We start from the raw sequence: 15,353 nt of genomic DNA on the forward strand, positions 1-15,353 counted from the left end.
GTCCAGATTCGGAGACGATTTCGCTCCCCTCTCTCCAACTTTCTCCCCGCTCGTGCCTCACGGGCGAGAGGTTCAAGCGGTTTACAGATCGCAGTGATCTCACCCACTTTTAATCACACCGCGGCGGAGGGTGATTAAACGTGGGTGATCAAACTCGGTTGATTTTAAACTCCCCCTCTTCCGAGCGAAGCCGGAGGAGGGGGCGGGGGGAGGAGGCACTCGCCTCGTAAACAGCAGGCATCCTTCTTCATCTCTGCTATCTCTGATTCCTCCTGTTAAACGCCTTTGCGGAGGCCGAGCTGCGTCCAATCCTTAACAGGACCTCGCAGAGGGAGCAAAGGTCCAGATTCGGAGACGATTTCGCTCCCCTCTCTCCAACTTTCTCCCCGCTCGTGCCTCACGGGCGAGAGGTTCAAGCGGTTTACAGATCGCGGTGATCTCACCCACTTCTAATCACACCGGGGCGGGCGGGAGCAGGAATTGTCCTTGAAGCGCACTCCCGGCTGCCGCAAATTCCCACCTGCCAGGGCCCATGGAATGCGGACTTACAAACCCCGCCAGGGCCGGAAGGCAGCAACGGTAGTCTGCTCTGCATCTGCCGTGGTCACCCTGGCACTTTAAATTTTCGATTTGTGACTTACGCTGCATGACCGGATCGTTGCGCAAATCATAAATCCGTTGATGTAAATCATACATGTCCTCGTATCAGGTCATCGCCCGGAAGTATCGCCCACAGCGGTTTGCAGATGTCGTGGGGCAGGAACACGTCTCCCAGACGCTCGCCCACGCCATCGAACAAAACCGCATTGCGCACGCCTACCTGTTCTGCGGGCCGCGCGGCACCGGCAAAACCACGCTCGCACGCATCTTCGCCAAGGCCCTGAACTGCACAGGCGGGCCGCGCGCCGACTTCGACGTCAACGACCCCAAATGCGTGGAGATTGCCGAGGGCCGTTCCATGGACGTGCTTGAGATCGACGGCGCGAGCAACAACGGCGTGGAACAGGTGCGCGAACTGCGCGATACCTGCAAATACGCGCCGGCCTCTTCCAAGTTCAAGATCTACATCATCGACGAAGTTCACATGCTTTCCACGGCGGCGTTCAACGCCCTGCTGAAAACGCTTGAAGAGCCGCCTGCTCACGTGAAGTTCATGTTTGCCACCACCGATCCCGAAAAGGTGTTGCCAACCATTCTTTCTCGCTGCCAGCGCTTCGATCTGCGGCGCATCCCGGCATCGTTGATCGTTCAGCAACTCTCCAAGATCGCGAAGGAAGAGAAGGTGCAGATCACGCCTGCAGCGCTGCACGCGATTGCCCGCGGGGCCGACGGCGGCATGCGGGACGCCGAATCCACCCTCGACCAGTTGATCAGTTTCTGCGGCGACAGCATTGAGGAAGCGGATGTGCTGTCCATGTTCGGCCTGACGGCCCAGGGCCAGTTGATCGAACTTTCCTGCGCAATGCTGAATGGCGAGGTGGAAAATTCATTGCGCCTGCTGAACAACCTCGCAAAGGGCGGCAAGGACCTCGGACGCCTTCTATCTGATCTGTTGAACCATTTCCGCAACCTGCTGATTTTCCAGGTTTCAAAAGGCGACCTCAATCTGCTTGAAGTCTCCGAGAGTGAAGCCGGGGCGCTGCAGGAACAGTCGGCGCTCGCTTCCGCCGAGGCGCTCACGCGCATCATGGAAGTGCTTACCGACACCGAAGGCAGGCTGCGCGATGCTTCGTCGAAAAAAATCCTGCTGGAAGTCGCGTTGCTGAAAGCGATCCAGGCGCGGAATGCGTTGAGCATCGATTCCGTCCTCGAGCGGTTGCAGGAGTTGCGCGGCGGGCCGCCAGCCGGTTCACCGCCGCCGCCATTGGCACCCAGCGCTTCGGCTCCCCCTGTGCCCGCGCGCGCGCAAACCGCTGCGCCTGCAGCGAAGCCCGTGCGAACGGAAGTTGTTTCCATTCCGGCGGCTGCGGCGGCAGAACGACCAAGCTCCGCCGCGTTGGAGGCTCCTTCTGCAAATACAGCGCCTTCCGCTGAAGACGACCTCGAATTGTTGTGGGCAAAACTGCTCGAGCTTGCAGGCCGCGCAAGTCCGTTCACACGGACGTACCTATTGGAGGCGCATCCGGTTTCTTTCGTGAAAGGCCTATTCACAATTGGTTTTCCCTCTGCGTGCGAGGATCACATCGCGCTTGTGGACAACACAAAGACGCAGGCGCTGTTGAAGGGCAAGCTCGCGGAACTTGGGCATCCGAACTGCCACGTCCGCTTCGTGAAGGCAGAGCCGTCGCCCGAACGTCAACCGGTCATCGTCGCGATGCCGTCCCCCGCCCCTGCGTCCGCTTCACCTTCCCCAAGTCCGGCCAACGCGGCCAAACCGCCCCCGCGCGCCGCATCGCCTTCAACTCCGGCGAAAGACGCCCCCGCGCCGCCTGTATTCAGCAAGGAGGATTTCAAGAACGATCCGCTGATCCAGAAGGCGCTCGAAATTTTCAAGGGACAGATTGTCGACATCCGTCCCGCATCCAGCTAAGAGAAACACTTTTACAAATCATATCATGTCCAGCATCGGAAAACTCATGAAGCAGGCTGCGCGCATGCAGCAGCAAATGGAACAGGTCCAGGGCCAGCTCGCTCAACGCACAGTAGAGGCGACGAGCGGGGGCGGCGCGGTGAAGGTCGTCGCGAAATGCGATGGCTCGCTGGGATCCATCAAAATCGATCCTGCCGCAATCGATCCCAAAGACGCGCAGTTGCTTGAAGACCTGGTCCTGACTGCGGCGAACCAGGCGCTGGCGCAGGCCCGCGAAATTTCAAATGCAGAAATGGGCAAGGTGACCTCCGGATTCAATCTGCCCGGCATGGGCTGATCCGCCCCCGCCAGGGTTGTTGATTCGCAATCGCTGCCGTTGCCCGCGAGTTTTCCGCTGTGCCCCTTCCCGAGCCCATAACGCGACTGACAGCCGAGCTGAACAAGCTGCCCGGGATTGGACCGCGTTCGGCCGAGCGCATTGCTCTCCACCTGGTGCAAGCGGATCCAACCGCAGTCCGCCAGCTTGCGGAGCTGTTGGTCCAGGCGCGGGAACGGATTCATCTGTGTCCGATCTGCGCCGCCCTTACCGAGAAATCTCCCTGCGATATTTGCAGTGATTCGCGCCGGGACGCTTCGATCGTCTGCGTGGTGGAACAACCCACGGATATTCTGAGTCTGGAGAAATCCGCGACATATCGCGGGAAGTATCATGTGCTTGGCGGGAAAATCTCGCCGCTCGATGGCGTTGAGCCCGAAGATCTCCGCATCGCGCAATTGGAGAAGCGCCTCGGTGATGAACCCATCCGCGAGATTGTCATCGCCTTGGGAACCGATGTCGAAGGCGATGCAACGGGATATTACCTTGCGAAGCGTCTGGGACGGCAAGGCCTGAAGATCACCCGCATTGCACATGGCTTGCCGGCGGGGAGCGGATTGGAATTTGCGGATGAATTGACCCTCAGCCGCGCGCTCGAAGGCCGGCGGGAAATGTGAACCGATCCCGGCACAATCCGAGTGCGAGCGTTCTGGCAAAACCGAGAAACCTTGCGCCTCGTCGACAGGCACCCACTCTCCCATGATTCCCAAAGTTGTCGTTTTCGACCTTGGCAAAGTTCTGCTGGATTTCGATTACGCCGTTGCGGCCCATCGCATCGCGGAGAAGTCCACCGCGGGCGTGGAGGAATCGCGCTTCTTCATCGACCAATCTCCCCTGCTGCACCGATACGAATGCGGGACGATCACGACGGAGCAGTTCTTCGGCGAAATCTGCCAGCTTTCTGGATTTACGGGAACGTCGAATGAGTTTGCGGAATTCTTCAGCGACATCTTCGCGCCGATACCTGCAATGATACAGCTGCACGCCGATCTTCGTGCGGCGGGAATTCCCACCTATATTTTTTCCAACACGAACGACCTGGCGATCATGCATGTGAGGCGGCGGTTTCCGTTCTTCGCAAATTTTGACGGCTACATTCTCTCTTACGAGCATGGCGTAATGAAGCCCAATCCGCGGATCTACCGCGCTGTGGAGGAGAAGTCGGGCCATCGCGGACGGGAAATTGCGTATCTCGACGATCGTGCGGAGAACGTCCTGGGCGGAGCGCAACGCGGATGGAACGCCGTGCTGCACGAGTCGCCCGAGAAATCGCGGCGGGCTTTGCAGGCGCTGGGGCTGCTGCCGTCCGACGCTTAGCGCGGACCTGAGAGCGCCGGAGCGCAGACCTGGAGTCGGCTTGCGACTCGCCGCGCATTCGCGCCCGAACAGCCAAGTCGGAACGATTCCGTTGAAACAGGGAACAAACCACAAATCGACACAGCGCGGCAGACCGGCAACCAAAACGCGTGCGGTTATTCGTTTGGAAACCTGCACGTGAATCGCCAGTTGTCGAGGCAGGCGGGTTCAGGCACTCTGCGGAAACCGATTCGCCGACATCAACGTCAAACAGCCAAACGACCGAACATGCGTATGATCTCCAGCCTCTCGAAAATTTTTATCACGATCGCGACAGCCGGAACCCTGTGCTCGTCGATTGCAGCCGAGCAGAAGATTGTCCTGATCGCGGGCCGTCCAAGTCACGGGCCGGGCGAGCACGAACATAATGCGGGCGTTCAGCTCTTTAAGAAGTGCCTGGCCAATGTTCCTGGAATCCAGGTGGAAACACATTCCAACGGCTGGCCAACGAATGAAAACGCGTTGGAAGGCGCCGCAGCGGTGCTGTTTTATTGCGACGGCGGAGCCGGGCATCCCGCATTGCAAGGCGAGCGACTGCAGCAACTCGATGCGTTGCGCGCCAAGGGAACGGGATTCCTGTGCGTGCATTACGGAGTCGAACCCACGAAGGAAAAAGGCCAGAAGGAGTTTATCAGCTGGATCGGCGGGTGTTTTGAAACGCACTGGTCGGTGAATCCGCATTGGGAGCCCGAGTTCAAGAATTTCCCCGTTCATCCCATCACGCGCGGCGTCAAGCCGTTCCAAATGCGCGATGAATGGTATTACCATATGCGCTTCGCTGAGGACATGAAGGGCGTCACTCCCATCTTGTCAGCAGTGCCTTCCGCAGAAACGTTGACCCGGCCCGATGGTCCGCACAGCGGCAATCCACACGTGCGCCAGGCCGTTGAGAAGGGCGAACCCCAGCACGTAGCCTGGGCTTACGAAGAAGGCGGGAAGCGCGGGTTTGGTTTCACAGGCGGACATTTCCACAAGAACTGGGGCAACGAGAACATGCGCAAGCTGATGCTGAACGCAATACTCTGGGTCGCCAAAGTCGAAGTGCCTGCCAACGGCGTCGAGTCAACGATCACGGAAGAGGATCTCACCCAGAACCTCGACCAAAAACGGCGTCGCTAAGTCCGTTCGTCATCCACTGATCGTGTCGCGGTTGTTTCCCAGATTCTTGTAATCGATGAATTCCTGTGGATGCGTGCCGTTCAGGAATTCTTCCACGTTCGTGTAACCGTCCTTGTCACTGTCGGCCGCATTATCGGCGGGATTGTTCGGATTCAAACCGTGGCTGGTTTCCCAGGCGTCGGGCATGCCATCGCCATCAGCGTCGGCCGGCACGGATGCGGGTGAAAAGGTGAACTCAGGATAACCGCCCACCTCCTTGGGATCGCTGATGATTCCATCGCGTGTGGCCGTCTTCCCCGTGCGGACCATCTCGGTGACGCGCTGATCCACGGAATCCCGTTTCGGCAACGTCGCGCCCGCCTTGGCGAGAACCGCCGCATACGCCTCGGCGGCGGGCTGCTGCAGGAGCGGCCAGGCTTCGAAGGGCGTGTTGACGCGCGCAAGGTCCATCGGCCCGCGCATGCCCTTCCAGTTGTCCTTCGTTACGTCGGGAGCGTTCTCAAAGATGTTGCCCGCGACATACCATTTGCCGGGCCGGGGCGCGGTGGGCGGATACCAATTGCCGGGTTCGAATTCCCTGCCGGGGGAATATTGCTTGCGCTGTTCGATGCGGGCGATCGTGCTGATCATGTTGGCGTTCGCCGCAGGCCCTGCCTTGTAGTAATTGTTGATCACGTTGATCATCGAGGTCTCGTCGCCGCCGTCCATGGTTCGGTGCCGCCAGTTGAAGATCACGTTATTGCGAAAATCAAACTCGCCCGACATGCCGATCGAGGGATTTCGCCCCGTGTTGCACGCGAAGAGATTGTGATGGAACGTCGAATCCTGCCCGCCCCATGTGCCGCCGAAGGCGTGACCCTTGCCGTCCAATGCCTCACTCGAAATGCACCACTGCACAGTGACATTCATCGCCGGCATCTTTTCACGTTCGCCCGCGGGAACGCTTCGCATATAGCGATAGAGGGAGAGGTTCTCGTCCATGCCCCAGCTTGCCGAACAATGGTCCACAACGATCTGGCCTTCGGGGTTGCCGCCAATGTTGTCAGAGCCTTGTCCGCCCTCCGGATTTCCGCGCCGAACCCGCAGGTGGCGAATGATGACGTTCCGCGTGTTGATGTTCAGCGATCCATTGGCGATGCAAATGCCATCGCCGGGCGCGGACTGGCCTGCAATCGTGATGTCGGGATGGTTGATGTCGAGATTGCCCTCGAGGCGAATGATTCCGGCGATGCGGAAGATCACGATGCGAGCGCCGCTGGCGTTGATCGCTTCGCGCAGTGTGCCTGGCCCGCTATTGGCGAGATTAGTCACCGCGATCACCCGGCCACCCCTGCCGCCTGTGGTGAACATGCCTCCGCCCCACGCTCCAGGAAACGCGGGAATGGCGCTTGTGAGTGTCGGCGGCAGCGGCGGAATTTGGCCGGCTTCCACGATCGGCGCGGTCTGATCCTGTGCCGGGGCCTGGCCCCAGCAATTGAGCGCCAGCAGAGCGGCGAGGGCCAAAGTGACGGAGAATTTCGAAACTGTGTTGATCATTGTTTCCCTACTGGACTGTTTTCGCAGCGGGTTGGTTAGTCCCTAATGCAGCGGCTTTCCGGGCATTCGCGGCAGCGACGTACGAGCGATACAATTCCTTCCAGTTCCGGCCGTTGCTGTTGAGATACTGCTCCGACTTCGTCTTGTAGATTTCAAAGATTGCAGAAATCTGGTTCATGTTCTTGTAATCCACGGCCTGTTCGCGCGCCTGCTTGAGAAAGCCGCGGATCGTGGCTTCCTCCTCGGGCTTCAAATCCGGCACGATTGCATGATATCCGCGCATCGTGAACTCAACCTTTCCGATGGTGTACTTGTCCAAAATCGCCTCGACCTGTGCCTCGCTCAAGTCTTTGCGCAGGCCGGTCATCAAGGCTTCGTGAACCGAGCGTGGCATTGCAGAGTTCGCGATCACCTGCCGATCGAGATCCGTCAACTTTGCGCCCGTCGCGGGATTGATCCCGGCAGGAACGGTCGTGAACGGGTGTTCGTTGTGCCAGTCGCGAATCGTTTTCAAATGGGTGGATACAACCTCCGTGAGGCGCGCTTCGGCGGCGGGATCAGCAAGTTGAAGCGACCCAATCCACTCGCGCGCCTTCTTCTCGGCCTCGGCGTCGGATCTGGCGGCTGCTGACACAGTTGGCGCGTTAGTGACCACATTACGTGTCGCAACAACCTGCGCATTAACGCCGGGGCTGGTTGTGAACGCGATGGCAAGAAGTGCCGGCGCGAGCCATTGAGGGACGGATTTGCTGCGAGGAGAGGAGCATGGATGCATGACTCGAACCTTATCCTTACGCCAAATGATGACAAGCCTTTGTGCACGACGATCTGCGCTACGCGTAGCGCAGACCTCCGAATCTGCTGTGTCGCCCCTATAGCAGCCTACCGTGGAGGGCAGGACAGGTTTGGTAACCTGCGCTACGTCAGCCATCGTCAATTGACAACGATTGGCATCCGACCAGACTGACCCCAGTTCACCTGCCACGCGCATGCACACCACACGAACAACTCTGCCCAATACCAAAGACAAACTCGTCCCGCACCAAGGCTGCCAAACAACATACCGTCGTGCGGAGCGCCGCTGCTTTGCGGCGGTAATGGCGCTGATCGCGTGCGCGGTGGTTTCCGCTTCGGCGGCGGTCGCAACGGTTCCTTTGGTCTATGCGGTCGAAGATACAGGATCCAATAGCGCGGCGCCGCCATTGCCATCGCTCGAAAATCTTCCGGCCATTCTGCCCCTGACCGATCCATTTGAGTGGTCCGATGGAAGCGGCCGCTCCACGAATTTCTCGGACTGGCAAAGCCGTCGCGCCCAGATTAAGCGCGAGATTGAGCATTATGAAATCGGACCCAAACCGCCACGTCCTGAGAATCTCACCGCGACGTACACCAATGGCGTTCTCACCGTGCTCGTTTCGGTTGGAACCAACACGCTCACGCTGACCTCGACAGTATCGGTGCCCAGCGGTGACGGACCGTTTGCGGCTGTAATCGGAATGAACAGCCTGAACGGAAGCCTCCCTGCCGACATCTTCACCAATCGCAGCATCGCGCGCATTGCGTTCAGGCATAATCAAGTGGTGACATACGGATCCAAGAATGCGTCCGATCCCTTCTATCGCCTTTACCCGGACCTTTTTCATGCCGGCCAATACAGCTCGTGGGCTTGGGGAGTAAGCCGGATCATTGATGGCCTGGAGCTCGTTCAGAACGTCCTCCCGATTGACACCAAGCGGCTCGCTGTGACGGGTTGCTCGTACGCGGGAAAGATGGCGCTGTTTGCAGGCGCGTTCGACGAACGCATTGCGCTGACAATCGCACAGGAACCGGGCGGTGGTGGCGCCGCAGCGTGGCGCGTGTCCGAGACATTGGGCGAAGTCGAGAAACTCGGTTCCACGGATCACCGCTGGTTCATGGAGTCGATGTTCCAGTTCTCGCGTGTGAACGTTTCGAAGCTGCCGATGGACCATCATGAATTGATGGCAATGGTCGCGCCGCGGGCCTTGCTGGTTCTCGGAAATCCCGATTACGTGTGGCTTGCCGAAGAATCCGGATACGTTTCCTGCAGGGCTGCGCACGAGGTTTGGAAGGCGTTTGGCATCGCGGATCGGTTCGGGTTCTCGATTGTGGGCGGACACGGACACTGCGCGCTGCCTCCTGGACAGAGGCCCGAAGTGATTGCTTTCGTCGAAAAGTTTCTGCTCGGAAACACAAACGCGAACACCACGGTCACCATCGCGCCGGGCCACACAAACGTGAACCACGCCCGCTGGATTCAATGGTGGGGAACAGGAAATCCAACCTTTCCAACAAACGCGAACGCCTATGCCGCCACCCATGAGGCAGAGTGCGGAACGGTTGGGTCCGCATGGGAAATAAAAACGGATTCGCAGGCGTCCAACGGAAAGTTCATCCAGGCGATACCGGGACTTCGAGGGGTGCCGGCTGCGCCTGCCGGGGTTTCAAACCTGGTGACGATTTCGTTTTCAGTTCCTGCGAACGGAAACTACGCAGTCTTTGCCCGCTTGAACTGCCCGACGGCCGACGACGATTCCTTCTGGATAAAGGTGGACGAAAGTTCGTTCACAGCCCGCAACGGCTTGGTCACGAGTGGCTGGCAATGGATCCTGCTGAACAACTACAGCCTGACGGAAGGCCAGCACAGTTTGACCCTTTGTTATCGTGAAGACGGAGCCAGGCTGGACAAGATCAGCGTTTCGGATGAGCCGGTCGCCCCCGATGGCATGGGTCGCAACGCGCATAACATCTGCCCTTGAACGGCGCCGCGGTCGGCAACGGCAGGGAACCGTGAGGTTGATCGCGTTTATCGGTTCATTTGCGTTTCACGACGTCGGCCAATTGCACCCATGCCGGGGCATGGTCGCTGGCGTTGGATTGACCGCGCACCCATGTGTCCACGCCCGCATCGACGAGACGCTTCTTCAACACGGAATTGAGCAGCAGGTGATCAATCCTTAGGCCCGCGTTGCGTTGCCAATGCTGGCGAAAATAATCCCAAAATGTGTAAATCCGCTTGTTGGGAAACAATTCTCGCATCGCATCGGTCCACCCCTGCCCCACCAAACGGCGATAACATTCGCGTGTTTCTGGTTGCAACAAGGCGTCCTTCAGCCACGAACGGGGATTGTAGATGTCGAAGTCGGTCGGAACGACGTTGTAGTCGCCTGCGAGAACAACTGGTTTTCCGCTCTTGCAGAGCGCCGCTGCATGGCTGATGAGCCGCTCAAACCAGGCGAGCTTGTAATCGAACTTCGGCCCGGGCTGTGGATTTCCATTCGGCAGATAGAGACAGCCCACAATGATGCCATTCACGTCCGCTTCCAGGTATCGGCTGTGCGAATCATCAGGGTTGCCAGCCAATCCGCGCTGGCGTTCGACGGGCTCAGCCCCTCGCGCCAGGATCGCGACCCCGTTCCAGGATTTCTGACCGTGCCAAAGAGCGTGATAACCCGCGCCGCGAATCGCTTCCGCCGGGAAAACATCGTCGGCTGCCTTGAGTTCCTGAAGACAGGCAATGTCGGGTGAATCGCGCTTCAGCCATTCCAGGACATTCGGCAGGCGTGATCGAATGCCATTGACGTTGAATGTCGCGATCTTCATCAGCGTGATTGCCTGTATCGTTGCACCTCATGAACCGGTTATCAACAGGGCCCCTCCCTCCGCGCTGCCACAAAATTCGACGCGGCCATCCGCGACACGTTGCTGCGGCCGACACGGGCACACTCCTATTCAAGCGAACGCCATCGCGTGCGGCCGATCGCACGGTGCATGATCCAATATATCCCGCCGCCGACCAACACTTCGCCTGCGAGCAACCAGCCGAACCAGTCCAGCTTCCAGGCCATTATCGTCAAGGCTGACATTGCGATCGCCACGAAAGAAGCGGAGATCATCCGCAGGCCGCGGCCCGCTGACTTGCCTTCTTCACTTGGACGCGAAAACGGAACAGCCTGTCCTCCAAGGCAGGGAACCAGCGAATACAGCGGCACCAAGATCAGACCCGGCAACGTGAGCGCCAGCCCCGAATCGAAGCCGCGGAGCGCGCCTATGATTACGGCAAAAAGTGCCAGCATTGGGAGGGTGAGCAACACCAACACCGCGGCACGTGCGCCCTTGCAGAGCGGCGCCGGACCGGCCAGCGGGCTGCACCGGAACAAGTCGGCCGCCTGCCACTGCTGCGAGTATTGCACCAGATTCAATCCCAGCAGCGGAACGATCCCAATATATCCGCTCGTGAACGCCAGCGCCCATTCACGTCCATCTCCCTGGCGGGAATCGTTCATCAGGAAGATGACTGGCAACACCAGCATGGGCGCGAGCCCCGGATACACACGGAGCTTCGTTTCCCTATCCCGAAGCAGATACGCGGTCGTCAGGAGGAATGATGCACGCGCTGCCGGCTCCCTCAGCCACCACGACAACGGGACTGAATTGACAAGCCGGTCTGTGAACCGCCGGTGCTTGCGGGTTCCTGGACGTTTCACAGCTGATTCGCTTAGCGTTTGGAGCCCGACTTCATACGTTCGCGCCAACTTTCCAACTGCCAACGCCAGCACAGTCCCTGTCACCACGATGCCGATTCCCGCCAAAAGCCATGAACCGCCGGCGCCGCTCCCTGCAATGGCGTCGTCCATTCCGGCGAACCACGCAGGAGGCAACACGCCAAGCCACCAGTTGTCCGGGCCAAAATCGAAGACGAGGTTGTGTCTCGAAAGAATGCGCGGAACCATCTGCCCGCCTCCGACCGCTGCAATGGCAACAAGCATTTGCGCTAGTGTCATCAGGCCGTCCAGCCGCTCCCGTCCGAACCATCTGAGGCAGAGCTGATAGACCAGCACCACGGTCCCGGTGCAAAGCAGTGCCTGCAGCACGGAAGAAAAGAGATGAACCAGGATAAACAGTGGACCGCCATCGATGGATCCCGCTCCGACAAAGAAGCCGACGAGGTTGAACGCTGCCGCAAGCCAGAGCGACACTTCAACAAGCACACCCATCTTTGCCCAAAGCAGATCCCGGGAGGCGATGGGACGATGCAGGAGGATGTCAGGTTCTTCGCGATTGAACAGCACCTCGCCCGCCGACGCGGCCACGAACATGCCAAGGAAAACGAACGTCATGCCATGCAGGTACACGGCTACCGCGAAGGTTTTCTGGCCCAAGAAGCCGAAGGCAAGGCATCCCAGCAGTGCATACAAACCGATCGTCAGCCACAACTTGCGCCCGACAGAGGTCGGCGCCCGGTCCTTGTCGAGTCCGCGGGAACTGCGTCCGCGAAGAAACAACGTCAGAAAAAGCCGTCGCAACAGGCGGCGGGGCGGAACCGTTCGCGGAACAGCCTCAGCGGGAGAGTTCCTCATGACCGAAAGGTGTGCGCAAAATCCTGGGCCCGTTGCTCCAGTTCCGTTCCGCCAGTGAGCCGCGTGAACAGCCTCTCCAATGTGCCGGAATTGTGGCTTGCCACCAACGCGTCAGGCGCGCCGTCGAGAAGCAGGCGCCCCTTGTCTATGATGATAACCCGGTGACACACGCGCTCGACGACATCCAGGATGTGCGAGCTATAAACGATTGTTTTACCTTCGCGCGCGAGCGTCTGGATCAGTGCCTTGAAACCAACAGCGGCATTCGCATCCAATCCATCCAGAGGTTCGTCAAAGAAAACAACCGGCGGGTTGTGCAAGAGCGCTGATGTGATTACGACCTTTCGCCGCATCCCTTTTGAATAAGCGCCTAAAAGTTTGTCCGTGAGGGTTTCAAAACTGAGGTCGAAGAAGGCGATGAACTGCTGGATCCGCTCGCGCGCAGCTGCGTGAGGAATGCCATACAACGCTGCAACCATCTCGAGGTACTCGAGCCCTGTGAGCGATTCAAACACCGCGCCTGATTCCGGGACAAACCCGACGCGGCGTTTTACCTCGATCGGACTGGCACCCAGATCAAAGCCGCAGATGGTGGCGGAGCCTTCGGATGGTTCGAGCATGCCGGTGAGCATCTTGAGCGTCGTCGATTTGCCTGCGCCGTTCGGACCGAGGAAGCCGACAATCTGGCCGGCGGGAATGTCGAATGTGAGCGACTGGACTGCGACCTGGGAACCAAAGCGTTTCGTCAAGTTTTTGAGAGTGATCATGCCTTGCGATCGCGACGTTACGCAGAAATCCGAATCGATGCCAGTTCGTAGCGCACAGGAGCGGCGACTTGCAGCCGGCTTGGAAGCGCGGCGATACAGCCCGTCCTCCGTAGCAGCCAAATGCGGAGGGCAGGACAGGTTCGGAGACCTAGGCTACTTGGCGGCCCGGCAAAATTTACTGTCCTGCAGTAGGACAATTTGTCCGTTGTCCGCGAATTTTACGTTAAATCCGGGCAGTTTCGACAGGGGCATACGTTTTGCTCCGCCAGCGGCATGACCCTTGGCAATTCAGGCAGGCGTGCGCTCCGTTATTGCACAGCTCTTTCCTTGGCACTTGCCGGTGCCACGGCGCATGCAGCCGAAACAGGCAGCGAGGAACGGCTTCGCCTGCTTGAGCGCCGAAACCAATTGCTGGAGTCACAACTGCAGAAGCAACAGGAGATGATCGAGTCGTTGACACGCGAGGTCGGCAACATCCGCCGCTCTCAGGATCAATCCGGCGACTCCCCCGCGGCGGACGCTTCCTCGACGGGGATTCGCCTCGGGAATCTGCATCTCAGTGGTGAAGCGGGGATCGCCTTCTTCAACACGGGTTCCGCGGGTTTCGCACCGCATTCCGAGTTCCGTGTGGACGAAGCGCGGATCTACCTTGAGGCGCCCATCTGGAACGAAGTTTACTTTTTTGGCGAGTTGAACCTTGCAACTCGCGAGGACTCAGACCTCAGCGCTAAGCTGGGCGAGTTCTACCTTGATTTCGAAAACATTTCTCAACTCTGGGGCCGCGACACCCAGCTGAATTTGCGCATCGGCCGCCTGGAAATTCCTTTCGGAGAGGAATACCTGCATCGCGACGCCATTGATAATCCGCTCATCTCACATTCACTCGCCGATTTTTGGGGAATCGATCCCGGCGTTGAACTTTATGGCGCCCTTGGAAAATTCAGTTACGTGCTCGCCGTGCAAAATGGAAGCGCGGAAAATGGAGTCCAGGACTTCGACGGCGATAAATCGATTGTTGCACGGGTGGGTTGGGATCCGGTGTCATGGCTCCACTTCAGCATCAGCGGCATGCGCACTGGAAACGTCGATGTGGAAAACGACAGGCTTTCCGCCATCTGGTTCGGCAACGGATTCTTCCGCTCAATCGGCGGTCCCGACACGACACGGTTCCATGCAAACGTCGTGGAAGGCGATGCAACCGTGCGCTGGCGCAAGGGCCACTTGAGCGCGTTCGGGGGATATGTGGCTTACGATGACAACGATCCCGCGGCGGACAACTCCCGCGACATCTTCTTTTACTCGGTCGAAGCCGTTCAACAGGTTTACGGAAAGCTCTACGCCGCCGCCCGGTTCAGCGACATCATTGCAGACGACGGCTACGCACTCGCGGGACATGGCGATTTCGGCACTTATTTTTTCGATCGTCTTTCGACACGCCTCTGGCGGCTGAGCCTGGGACTGGGTTATCGCTTCAGCGATCGGCTCGTCACCAAGATTGAATACACCATCGATCGTGGCGAAGAACTTGGAGGGGCGGTCCGCAACAACGAGGATCTGTTCGCCACCGAAGCCGTGTTCAAGTTTTGAGACCGTCCATGAGAATTTTTCTTTCCATCGTACTATCCGCGCTGGTCGTCGCATTGCCCGCGCAAGGGGGAACCATTACTGGCAACGTGCGCGCCGAAGGCAGGACGGCTCCAGGTGCGGGAACATCGGACGGCGCTTATAGCAGCCGCAAATTCAAGTTTGTGGAAAAGGTGGATTACACAACGATGCGTGATTTCGTCGTCTACATCGATGGCGGCATCACGAACAGCGTTGCGCCAACGAACTCCACGCTGCAGGTCACGACCGAACGCGTCGCGCAGCAGGGCGCGATGTTCACGCCGCACGTTTTGCCCGTGCAGCGCGGAGCGATGGTGGAATGGCCGAACTACGATGAAATTTTTCACAACGTGTTTTCAGTTTCCGACGCCAAGAGCTTTGATCTCGATCTCTACAAGGGGAACCCGCCGGGAAAGCAGGTGACGTTCGACCGCTCCGGGCGCGTTGATGTTTTCTGCTCCATTCACGAACGCATGCACTGCATTGTGCTCGTGCTGGACAACCCGCACTTTGCCTCTGCAGACGAGAAGGGAAATTACCGGATCACCAACGTTCCCGCGGGCACCTACATCCTGAAGGCGTGGCATGATCGCCTGCCGACCGAGGCGCGGGAGATAACCGTCCCGGCGGACGGGGAGGTGCGGGCCGACTTCGTGCTCGGCGTAAAAAATCTTCCGAAACATTAA

At 58.8% G+C, this 15,353-nt stretch carries 13 protein-coding genes and 1 other RNA gene; 9 read left to right on the forward strand and 5 right to left on the reverse strand.

What is annotated here, in order from left to right; translation table 11 throughout:
- Positions 1 to 521 precede the first annotated feature (521 nt).
- The 6 genes from ffs to VEH04_00945 all read left to right on the forward strand — a co-directional run bounded on the left by ffs (position 522) and on the right by VEH04_00945 (position 5,381).
- An RNA gene (gene ffs / locus VEH04_00920) (signal recognition particle sRNA small type) lies at positions 522 to 618 on the forward strand.
- A 76-nt stretch (positions 619 to 694) separates the two neighbouring features.
- Positions 695 to 2,530 carry a DNA polymerase III subunit gamma/tau gene (gene dnaX, locus VEH04_00925; GenBank protein ID HYG21312.1) on the forward strand — a complete coding sequence of 612 codons (1,836 nt, stop codon included), beginning with the start codon at positions 695 to 697 and terminating at the stop codon, positions 2,528 to 2,530.
- 25 nt (positions 2,531 to 2,555) lie between these two features.
- The gene (locus VEH04_00930) at positions 2,556 to 2,867 is read left to right on the forward strand and encodes a YbaB/EbfC family nucleoid-associated protein (GenBank protein HYG21313.1); all 312 of its coding nucleotides are present in this window, start codon (positions 2,556 to 2,558) and stop codon (positions 2,865 to 2,867) included.
- 59 nt (positions 2,868 to 2,926) lie between these two features.
- Entirely contained in the window at positions 2,927 to 3,523 is a 597-nt protein-coding gene (gene recR, locus VEH04_00935; GenBank protein HYG21314.1) for a recombination mediator RecR, read from the forward strand.
- A gap of 82 nt (positions 3,524 to 3,605) precedes the next feature.
- Positions 3,606 to 4,223 (forward strand): HAD family phosphatase, encoded by a 618-nt coding sequence (locus VEH04_00940; GenBank protein ID HYG21315.1) that lies wholly within the window; start codon positions 3,606 to 3,608, stop codon positions 4,221 to 4,223.
- Positions 4,224 to 4,490: 267 nt separating this feature from the next.
- On the forward strand, positions 4,491 to 5,381 hold the full coding sequence (locus tag VEH04_00945; protein HYG21316.1) for a ThuA domain-containing protein: 891 nt from the start codon (positions 4,491 to 4,493) through the stop codon (positions 5,379 to 5,381).
- A gap of 9 nt (positions 5,382 to 5,390) precedes the next feature.
- Here the strand turns inward: VEH04_00945 and VEH04_00950 are convergent, their stop codons facing one another.
- Positions 5,391 to 6,917 carry a polysaccharide lyase gene (locus VEH04_00950; protein ID HYG21317.1) on the reverse strand — a complete coding sequence of 509 codons (1,527 nt, stop codon included), beginning with the start codon at positions 6,915 to 6,917 and terminating at the stop codon, positions 5,391 to 5,393.
- A gap of 7 nt (positions 6,918 to 6,924) precedes the next feature.
- Positions 6,925 to 7,692, reverse strand: a complete 768-nt coding sequence (locus tag VEH04_00955; GenBank protein ID HYG21318.1) for a DUF3826 domain-containing protein — start codon at positions 7,690 to 7,692, stop codon at positions 6,925 to 6,927.
- A gap of 214 nt (positions 7,693 to 7,906) precedes the next feature.
- Between VEH04_00955 and VEH04_00960 the strand changes: the two genes are divergently transcribed.
- Complete coding sequence (locus tag VEH04_00960; GenBank protein HYG21319.1) at positions 7,907 to 9,694, forward strand: hypothetical protein; 1,788 nt, start codon at positions 7,907 to 7,909, stop codon at positions 9,692 to 9,694.
- Positions 9,695 to 9,749: 55 nt separating this feature from the next.
- Here the strand turns inward: VEH04_00960 and xth are convergent, their stop codons facing one another.
- The 3 genes from xth to VEH04_00975 form a co-directional block, all read right to left on the reverse strand.
- Positions 9,750 to 10,547, reverse strand: coding sequence for an exodeoxyribonuclease III (gene xth, locus VEH04_00965; GenBank protein ID HYG21320.1), 798 nt, complete (start codon positions 10,545 to 10,547; stop codon positions 9,750 to 9,752).
- Between the two features lie 116 nt (positions 10,548 to 10,663).
- Positions 10,664 to 12,295, reverse strand: a complete 1,632-nt coding sequence (locus tag VEH04_00970; protein HYG21321.1) for a hypothetical protein — start codon at positions 12,293 to 12,295, stop codon at positions 10,664 to 10,666.
- Positions 12,292 to 13,062, reverse strand: coding sequence for an ABC transporter ATP-binding protein (locus tag VEH04_00975; GenBank protein ID HYG21322.1), 771 nt, complete (start codon positions 13,060 to 13,062; stop codon positions 12,292 to 12,294). The genes VEH04_00970 and VEH04_00975 overlap by 4 nt, the downstream gene beginning before the upstream one ends.
- A 327-nt stretch (positions 13,063 to 13,389) precedes the next feature.
- Between VEH04_00975 and VEH04_00980 the strand changes: the two genes are divergently transcribed.
- Both VEH04_00980 and VEH04_00985 read left to right on the forward strand, forming a co-directional pair.
- Complete coding sequence (locus VEH04_00980; GenBank protein ID HYG21323.1) at positions 13,390 to 14,649, forward strand: hypothetical protein; 1,260 nt, start codon at positions 13,390 to 13,392, stop codon at positions 14,647 to 14,649.
- A gap of 8 nt (positions 14,650 to 14,657) precedes the next feature.
- Positions 14,658 to 15,353, forward strand: coding sequence for a carboxypeptidase regulatory-like domain-containing protein (locus VEH04_00985; GenBank protein HYG21324.1), 696 nt, complete (start codon positions 14,658 to 14,660; stop codon positions 15,351 to 15,353).

Source organism: Verrucomicrobiia bacterium (assembly GCA_035629175.1).
GTDB lineage: Bacteria > Verrucomicrobiota > Verrucomicrobiia > Limisphaerales > DASXHY01 > DASXHY01.